Genomic DNA, 8394 nt, shown 5'->3' on the forward strand with positions numbered 1-8394 from the left:
GCAGAAGATGGACGCCCTGTCGTCGATGGCCAATATCGCCGGCTACCGCGCGGTGATCGAGGCGGGCAACAATTTCGGCCGCTTCTTCACCGGGCAGGTGACGGCCGCCGGCAAGGTGCCGCCCGCCAAGGTGCTGGTGATCGGTGCCGGTGTCGCGGGACTGGCCGCCATCGGCACCTCGACCTCGCTCGGGGCCATCACCTATGCTTTCGACGTGCGCCCCGAAGTGGCCGAGCAGATCGAGAGCATGGGGGCCGAGTTCGTCTTTCTCGATTTCGAGGAAACCGGACAGGACGGTGCCGCAACCGGTGGCTATGCCGCGCCTTCGAGCCCCGAATTCCGCGAGAAGCAGCTTGAGAAATTCCGCGAACTCGCGCCCGAGGTCGATATCGTCATCACTACTGCGCTGATCCCGAACCGACCGGCGCCGGTGCTGTGGACCAGGGACATGGTCGAGGCGATGAAACCTGGTTCGGTGATCGTCGATCTGGCCGCAGAGCGCGGCGGCAACTGCGAGCTTACGGTTCCCGACGAGAAGATCGTCACCGACAATGGCGTGACCATCATCGGCTACACCGATTTTCCCAGCCGGATGGCGGCGCAAAGCTCGACGCTTTATGCCAACAACATCCGCCACATGCTGACCGACCTGACGCCCGAAAAGGACGGCCTGGCCGTTGTCGACATGGAAGACGACGTGATCCGCGGCGCGACCATCACCCGTGAGGGCGAAATCACCTTCCCGCCGCCACCGCCAAAGATACAGGCGATCGCGACGCAGAAGCCCAAGGAAAAGCCCAGGGAACTGACGCCCGAGGAACGGCGCGCCCAGGAGGCGGCGGCCTTCCGCAAACAGTCGCGCCAGCAGATCATGCTGCTGACCGTCGGCGGCCTGCTGATGCTGCTGGTCGGTGCCTATGCCCCGGCCAGCTTCATGCAGCATTTCATCGTCTTCGTGCTGGCCGTCTTTGTCGGCTTCCAGGTGATCTGGAACGTCAGCCACGCGCTGCACACGCCGCTGATGGCGGTGACCAACGCGATCTCCTCGATCATCATCCTCGGTGCGCTGATGCAGATCGGGTCGGGGTCGTTTCTGGTGATCCTGCTGGCGGCGTTGTCGGTCTTCATGGCTGCGATCAACATCTTCGGCGGCTTCCTGGTCACCCGGCGCATGCTCGCCATGTTCCAGAAATCCTGAGGAGGGCGAGACAATGGAAATGGGCTTCACTACCGCCGCCTATATCGTCGCGGCCGTTCTCTTCATCCTGTCGCTGGGCGGGCTCTCGGGGCAGGAGAGCGCCAAGCGCGCCGTCTGGTACGGCATGGTCGGCATGGCGCTGGCAGTCTTTGCCACGCTGATCGGGCCGGGCGCGGGCAACTGGGGGCTGTCGCTGGTGCTGATCGTCGCCGGTGGCGCCATCGGAACCTATGTCGCGCAGCGCGTGCAGATGACCGAGATGCCGCAGCTTGTGGCGGCGATGCACTCGCTGGTCGGCCTTGCCGCCGTCTTCGTCGGCTTCAACGCGCATTTCGAGTTCGGGCGCGTGATGGCGATGGACGAGACGGCGCGTGCGGCGCTCGACGGTTTCGCCGCCGTTCTGGCGCACAAGAGCGGTGCCGAGCAGTCGATCCTGCGGGTCGAACTGTTCCTCGGCATCTTCATCGGCGCGATCACCTTCACCGGATCGGTCGTCGCCTTCGGCAAGCTTGCCGGCCGGATCGACGGCAAGCCGAAACAACTGCCCGGCGGGCATATGCTGAACGCGGCGGCGGCTGTTCTGTCGATCCTCTGCCTGTTCTGGTATTTCGGCACCGGCGGGTTCTTTCCGCTCTTCCTGATGACGCTGCTGGCCCTGTTCATCGGCTGGCATCTGATCATGGGGATCGGCGGGGCGGACATGCCGGTTGTCGTCTCGATGCTCAACAGCTACTCGGGCTGGGCTGCGGCGGCCATCGGATTCACGCTGGGCAACGATCTGCTGATCGTCACCGGTGCGCTGGTCGGCTCGTCGGGTGCGATCCTGTCCTACATCATGTGCAAGGCGATGAACCGCAAGTTCATCAACGTCATCTTGGGTGGCTTCGGCGGTACCGGCGAGGCGGCGGCCGAGGTCGAGGGCGAGCAGATCGCCATCGACACCGACGGCGTTGCCAGCCTGCTGGACGATGCCGACAGCGTCATCATCGTGCCGGGCTACGGCCTTGCGGTGGCGCAGGCGCAGCAATCGGTCAGCGAACTGGTCAGGCGGCTGCGCGCCAGAGGCAAGGAGGTGCGCTTCGGCATCCACCCCGTCGCCGGGCGTCTGCCGGGGCACATGAACGTGCTGCTGGCCGAGGCCAAGGTGCCCTATGACATCGTGCTCGAGATGGACGAGATCAACGACGACTTCCCGCAGACGGATGTCGCCATCGTCATCGGCTCGAACGACATCGTGAACCCGGCCGCACAGGAGGACCCCAACAGCCCGATCGCCGGCATGCCGGTGCTCGAGGTCTGGAAGGCCAAGACGGTGATCGTCTCGAAGCGCGGTCAGGGAACCGGCTATTCCGGCATCCAGAACCCGCTGTTCTTCAAGGAAAATACCCGCATGTTCTTCGGCGACGCCAAGAAATCGCTCGACGATCTGCTGACGCGTATCGACTGACGCGCCGGTGTGACTGACCGGTGTGACTGAAATGACCCGCCCGGCGCGTTCGGGCGGGTTTTTCGTTTTTTTGATGCCTCCGGCCGAAATTGCCTCTTGATCCGAATCCGGTTTGACCGCAAATGCGCATTCAAGACGCCAACGCACGCGCCTCTGGCCGAAGCATCACGCTCTCCGTGTTTACGTAGCGACGGTAACGTCTCCCTTGGAACTCGACTGCCCTCCCTTCGGGCCCCGATCTATTGGAGATGACCGATGACGATGCTGTTCGGCGAGGCCGTTGCCTCGCGCGCCGTTCCCGTCCCTTCACGGCTTGATGCCTTTCTGTCGGTGACCGAGTTCGACCGCCCGACGCTGGTGATCGACACCGATATCGTCGCCGAGCGTTACGCGGCGCTGAAACGCGGGCTGGGACGGGCCGATCTTCACTATGCGGTCAAGGCCAACCCGGCGCGCGAGGTTATTGCGCGTCTGATCGGGCTCGGCTCGCATTTCGATGCCGCCTCGCGCGGCGAGATCGAGCTTTGCCTGTCGCTTGGCGCCCGGCCCGAGACGATTTCCTTCGGCAACACGATCAAGCGGGCCTCGGATATTGCCTTCGCCCATCGTGCGGGGATCACGCTCTTTGCCGCCGACGCCGACGTCGAGCTTGACAAGATCGCCGCCAACGCTCCGGGCGCGCGGGTCTATATCCGCCTGATCGTCGAGACCAGCCAGGCGGACTGGCCGCTTTCGCGCAAGTTCGGCTGCGATCGCGACATGGCGCTGAACCTGCTGAACCGTGCCAGGGCGCTGGGGCTCGACCCGGTGGGCTTCTCGTTTCACGTCGGTTCGCAGACCCGCCAATCGGCCATGTGGGCGGCGACGCTCGACGAGATGGCGCGCATCTGGCACGCGGCGCGCGCCGCCGGTCACGATCTTTCGCTACTCAACATCGGAGGCGGGTTCCCGGCCTTCTACGGCGAACCGATCGAAGCGCCCGAGGCCTATGCGGCCGGCGTGATGCGGCTGGTTCGCGCCCGTTTCGGCGATGTGGCGCGCATCATGGCCGAGCCGGGCCGCGGGCTCGTGGCCGAGTCGGGGGTGATCGTCTGCGAGGTTCTTCTGGTCGCTCACAAGTCCGCCCGCGACGCGCATCGCTGGGTGTTTCTCGATATCGGCCGCTTCTCGGGTCTTGCCGAGACCGAGGGCGAGGCGATCCGCTACCAGTTCGAAACCCCGCATGACGGCCTGCCGGCGGGGCCGTGCATCCTCGCCGGCCCGTCCTGCGACAGTGCGGATGTGCTCTATGAGAAGCGCCCGATGGCGCTGCCGCTGGCGCTGAGTGCCGGCGACCGGGTTCTGATCCGCAACACCGGTGCCTACACGTCGAGCTATTCGTCCATCGGTTTCAACGGCTTCCCGCCGCTCGACGTCGTGGCGATCTGATCCGGGCGGGCGGGTTCCCGCCCCCGCGACGGCGTGCTGTCGCGCTTGCGCGGTGTCGGGCCCGGCGCCGCTGCGCGGCGCTGCCCTGCGGCAAACCGTTCGCCACCAGAAGGAAAGCGCGCGCGCCAGCGCGCGCCCGGCCCCAATGATCCGGGATGCCATGCATCGAGGATCGGGGGGAGCCCCGCCCGTTTGAACGGGCGCGTCGGTGGTGATGGTCAGAACCGTACGGCCACCCCCGGCAGGTTCAGGGTCGCGATCAGGTCACGCAGCTCCTGACGGGCGGCGATATTTGACAGGCTGAGGCGATCCTGCCCCAGATCCTTGAGGTCGAGCAGGGTCAGCCCGCGCGGGAACAGTTCGCGAAAGATCACCCTTTCGCTGAAGCCGTTGGCGACGCGGAAGCCGATCCGTTTGCTGAGTTTTTGCAGGGCATTTCCCACCTTGCGCTTGTTGTGCATCTGCTGCGAGCCGAGCCGGTTGCGGGTGACGATCCAGTCGATCGGCGGCAGCCCCGCCTCGGCCCGTGTCTGTCGCGCCGTCCAGACCATTTCGGCGTAGACCGAGGGGCCAAGGATCGCCCCGTCACCGGGCCGGGTGCGGGCCAGCAGGTCGAAGTCGACGAAACTGTCGTTGAGCGGCGTTATCAGGGTGTCGGCCATGGAATGCGCCATCTGGCTCAGCCGGGTGTGCGAGCCGGGGCAGTCGATCAGGATGAAATCCATCGCGCGGTCCAGCGTTTCGACGGCACGCGAAAGCCGCTCGTCCTGGATGTTGCGGCCCTCGGGCAGATCGTCGGGTGCAACCTCGGGCAGGGAGTGGAAGACCGGGCCTGCCAGTTCGACCTTTCTGGCGGCGCAATAGGCGTTGCGGTTCTCGATATATCGCCCGAGGCTCTGCTGGCGCAGGTCGAGATCGAGCGTTCCGACCCGGTGCCCCATGCGGGCGAGCGCGGTCGCCACATGCATCGAAGTGGTGGATTTACCTGATCCGCCCTTCTCGTTTCCGACGACGATGATATGCGCCATCCGTGCTCGGCCCTCCGTCGCCGCACATGCCATGAGGCGGGTATTACGCCACATCTCGTGGCGCGATTCGGCGATACCGCAACTGGATGCGGTGCCGGTTGGCAGGAAGTAAATCGCCGGACGATCGAGGGGAAGTGCAAATTGCGCAGGATGTGCCGGTTACAAGGCCAGCCGCCAGAGCAGTTCGCCGAGGGTCAGAACGGTGAAGACCGGCAGGGAAACGCCACAGGCGAGCCAGAGCGCGCCGCGAAAGGTCGGCCGGGCAGGTGGGGCGGTGATTCCGAGTACGGGGCAGGTGTTCTTGCGCATGCCGCCATTAACCAGGCCTTAGGTTCAGGCGCGGTTAATACCGGCATGGACTGGGCCATGACCGATCGTCACAGGCTGCCCCGGGGGGTAGCGGCACCGATGCAGCAGCATGCGACCTACGGTGCGGCCTGCGCGGCGCTCGGCTCTTCCGCGCAGGCTTATCGGCTGACGGACGTGCGTGGACGAATCATCGGTGCGGCGCAGATCCTCGTCCGCCGCTGGCAGTTGGTCGGAGCGGGCGCGCTGCTTTCGCGCGGGCCGGTCTGGGCACCGGATCTTTCCGATGCGCATCGCAGGGCGGCGCTGATGTCGCTGCTCGGCCTGTTGCGGAGCCGGTTTTGCATGTTGGCGGTCACCCCCGACCGGTACGGCGCAAGCGACCCGCTGGACGAGAGCGGCTGGCTGGAGACGATGACGCCGTGCAGCTTCGCCCGCCTCGATCTGGGCCCGCCGCCCGAGGATATGAGGGCGCGCATGGGCGGCAAATGGCGCAACCGTCTGGTCCGGGCCGAGGCCGGGGGGATACGGGTGCGTCATTGTGCGATGCCCGCAACCGCCGATCACTGGCTTTTCCACCGGGAGGCGGCGCAGGCGCGGGCGCGGCGCTACCGGCGGTTGCCGCCCGCCTTTGCGGTTGCATGGTGCGGGGCGGGCGGTATGGCGGCCAGCCGTCTCTTTACCGCCGAGCAAGGCGGGCGGTCGATCGCGGCGATGCTGTTTCTGCTGCATGGGCGCGGCGCAACCTATCACATCGGCTGGTCCGGGGCCGAGGGGCGGGCGGCGGGCGCGCATAATCTGCTGCTCTGGCAGGCGATGCTGTGGCTGCGGCACCAGGGAATAACGGCCCTCGATCTTGACAGCGTGGATACCGAGACGGCACCGGGCCTGGCGCGGTTCAAGATCGGCAGCGGGGCCGAGGTGTTCCGGCTGGGGGCGACACGTATCGCCGCTCCCGGCACGCGGCTGTTTGCCTGGCGCATGCCGCGCGGTTGGGCGCGTGCGCGCCCTGATCCATCGGAGGCCGGGATCGAACAGATCCCGCCACCGCACAGCGTGAAAGACATGCCGTTGCGTGGTGCGTTTTCGCACGTGCGATAGTGACTGCCATGAAGGATGGCATGTCTACCCGCGAAAGACAGCATCGAGCCCTTCCCGCTTCGGTCGATCAAGGCACCCGGGCGCGGAACAAGGCCGAAGGCCGCCGCGCCAGCGCGTGGCCGTTCCCGCGGCCAGCCGCTTTCGTGACCACAGCGCACCGTTCATGTTGCGGGCGGATGTGGTGGCATAAAGCGCGACGTTCGAGGGTCGAGCGCCCGTCCTCGCCATGCACTGGTGCGGCTCGTGCTTCATCCGAACAGCAGCTTCGTCCCGCGATACCGGCTATAGCGAGCGATCGGTCCTCTTGGCCGTTGGTATGAGCCGTTGCCCGGGCCGGACACCGGGCATTGAACTCTCCCCACGGATTGCGACGATCTCGCTGCACCCGCACGGATCCGGATATTATGCGGGGTAGCGGGGTATGCGATTTGACTGTTCTCAGGACCGTACATTTGACCAGACCCGCCGGACGAAACCGCATCTGCGAGATCGACCTGATCGAAACCGCCGGAGGCTATCTGGTCAACTACCGCTACGGCTGGGAGGGTTCCGCCTCTGGTGAGGGCACGCGGACACCGGACCCGGTGGAGCGCGGGAAGGCCCGTTACGGCGGGCGGCAGGGGGATATGCCTTCCGCTGCCCTTCTGTCGCGGCTGGAGGCGCTGCCGGGGCTCGATGACGGTGCAGCAGGGCGGCTTCTGTGGAGCCTGTCGTAGCGGCGGGTGCCGGGTGCGCTGAAACGGCTGGTCGAACTTGCCCCCCGACACGCCGGGGTTGCCCGGCGGGTGCTGCCCTATGCGATCTGGCGCCTGGGAGCCGCGCCTGGCAGCCGCGAGCCGGCACGAGGGATTTCCCGGAAACGTTGTGCGGATCGGCAAGGCGGTACTTTATCTGATGCTGGGCAACCTTGCGGCATTCGTGGTGCTGGGACTGTTCTGAGTATCCGTCATGGTCAAGCGCGATTTTCGACCCACATGCGATCATCTTTGATCAGCGCATTTGCGGTTTCGATCAATTTACGCATGAGCGCGACAAGGGCGACCTTGGCGGGTTTTCCGGCTTCGCGAAGCGCGGTGTATTTTGCCTTCAGGTCGGGATTGAAGCGCATGGCGACGAGGGCTGGCATGTAGAGCGCGTCGCGCAGAGGCTTTCGCCCGCCGCTGATGAAGGACTTGCCCTTCCACTGACCCGATTCCCGGCTGTGAGGGACCAGCCCTGCCAAGCTTCCAGCCTGTTTCCGTCCCAACGTACCGATTTCCGGCAGGAATGCGAGGATCGCCGCCGCGACGACCGGGCCAAGGCCCGGGATCGAACACAGGATGTCGCGCTTGCGTGCGGTTGACCGATCCTCGGCGACGCGCTTCGCAATCTCGTCGTTCAGCTCGGCGATCTGCCGCTCGACCAGAGCCAGACGGGTCTTGGTCTGGCGTTTGAGAACCGCGTTGGTCTGAACGTGGCCGCAGTTGCGCAGCCGGGTACGCTCCTTTGTCAGGGCGGTTCGTGCGATCTGCAAGTCACGAAGATCATGTAACTTTTCCGACATCGGCTCATCAGGAACCAAGGCAAGTGCAGATCCCATGCGTGCCAGGAGACGTGCGTCCACCGCATCCGTTTTGACCCTCGTTCCGCAGGCTTGCGCGAAACGGCGTGCCTGGAGAGGATTGACCTTTACCAAAGGGAGATTCCCCGAGAACGCCTTTTCGAAGGCGCGGTGATAGGGCCCGGTCGCTTCAAACACCACCCGCGCCACCGTCAGCGGCGACAGCCATTTGCGCAGCGCCCGGAAGCCGCTCGCCGAATTCTCGAACCGCTTCGCCGTCTGCTTCTCCAGATGAAAAACGTCGAGGTAAGATTTCGAAATATCGATCCCGATGCTATGCTCTGTC

The 8394-nt window shown here is 65.4% G+C and carries 9 protein-coding genes; 6 read left to right on the forward strand and 3 right to left on the reverse strand.

Going from position 1 to position 8394, the window contains the following annotated elements:
- From ACK5IR_RS04295 to ACK5IR_RS04305, 3 genes are all read left to right on the forward strand, one after another.
- A partial coding sequence (locus tag ACK5IR_RS04295; protein ID WP_416926268.1) for a Re/Si-specific NAD(P)(+) transhydrogenase subunit alpha occupies window positions 1-1198 on the forward strand: 1198 nt, incomplete at its 5' end.
- A 13-nt stretch (window positions 1199-1211) separates the two neighbouring features.
- Window positions 1212-2645, forward strand: coding sequence for an NAD(P)(+) transhydrogenase (Re/Si-specific) subunit beta (locus ACK5IR_RS04300; RefSeq protein WP_416926270.1), 1434 nt, complete (start codon window positions 1212-1214; stop codon window positions 2643-2645).
- Window positions 2646-2900: 255 nt separating this feature from the next.
- Window positions 2901-4073, forward strand: coding sequence for a type III PLP-dependent enzyme (locus tag ACK5IR_RS04305; protein ID WP_416926272.1), 1173 nt, complete (start codon window positions 2901-2903; stop codon window positions 4071-4073).
- Between the two features lie 218 nt (window positions 4074-4291).
- Here ACK5IR_RS04305 and ACK5IR_RS04310 read toward each other — a convergent pair whose 3' ends face one another.
- Complete coding sequence (locus ACK5IR_RS04310) at window positions 4292-5101, reverse strand: division plane positioning ATPase MipZ (RefSeq protein WP_416926274.1); 810 nt, start codon at window positions 5099-5101, stop codon at window positions 4292-4294.
- A gap of 159 nt (window positions 5102-5260) precedes the next feature.
- Window positions 5261-5410, reverse strand: coding sequence for a hypothetical protein (locus ACK5IR_RS04315; protein ID WP_416926276.1), 150 nt, complete (start codon window positions 5408-5410; stop codon window positions 5261-5263).
- Window positions 5411-5467: 57 nt separating this feature from the next.
- On the opposite strand from ACK5IR_RS04315, the gene ACK5IR_RS04320 reads away from it, so the two are divergent.
- The 3 genes from ACK5IR_RS04320 (at window position 5468) to ACK5IR_RS04330 (ending at window position 7447) form a co-directional block, all read left to right on the forward strand.
- Window positions 5468-6508 carry a GNAT family N-acetyltransferase gene (locus tag ACK5IR_RS04320; RefSeq protein WP_416926278.1) on the forward strand — a complete coding sequence of 347 codons (1041 nt, stop codon included), beginning with the start codon at window positions 5468-5470 and terminating at the stop codon, window positions 6506-6508.
- A gap of 452 nt (window positions 6509-6960) precedes the next feature.
- The gene (locus ACK5IR_RS04325; RefSeq protein ID WP_416926280.1) at window positions 6961-7224 is read left to right on the forward strand and encodes a hypothetical protein; all 264 of its coding nucleotides are present in this window, start codon (window positions 6961-6963) and stop codon (window positions 7222-7224) included.
- Between the two features lie 79 nt (window positions 7225-7303).
- Window positions 7304-7447: a hypothetical protein gene (locus ACK5IR_RS04330; protein ID WP_416926282.1), complete on the forward strand. Its 144-nt coding sequence runs from the start codon at window positions 7304-7306 to the stop codon at window positions 7445-7447.
- 13 nt (window positions 7448-7460) lie between these two features.
- On the opposite strand, the gene ACK5IR_RS04335 is transcribed toward ACK5IR_RS04330, so the two are convergent.
- On the reverse strand, window positions 7461-8394 hold a 934-nt coding region (locus ACK5IR_RS04335), incomplete at its 5' end, for an IS110 family transposase (protein ID WP_416926284.1).

Source organism: Tropicimonas sp., assembly GCF_047971885.1.
Lineage (GTDB): Bacteria > Pseudomonadota > Alphaproteobacteria > Rhodobacterales > Rhodobacteraceae > Tropicimonas.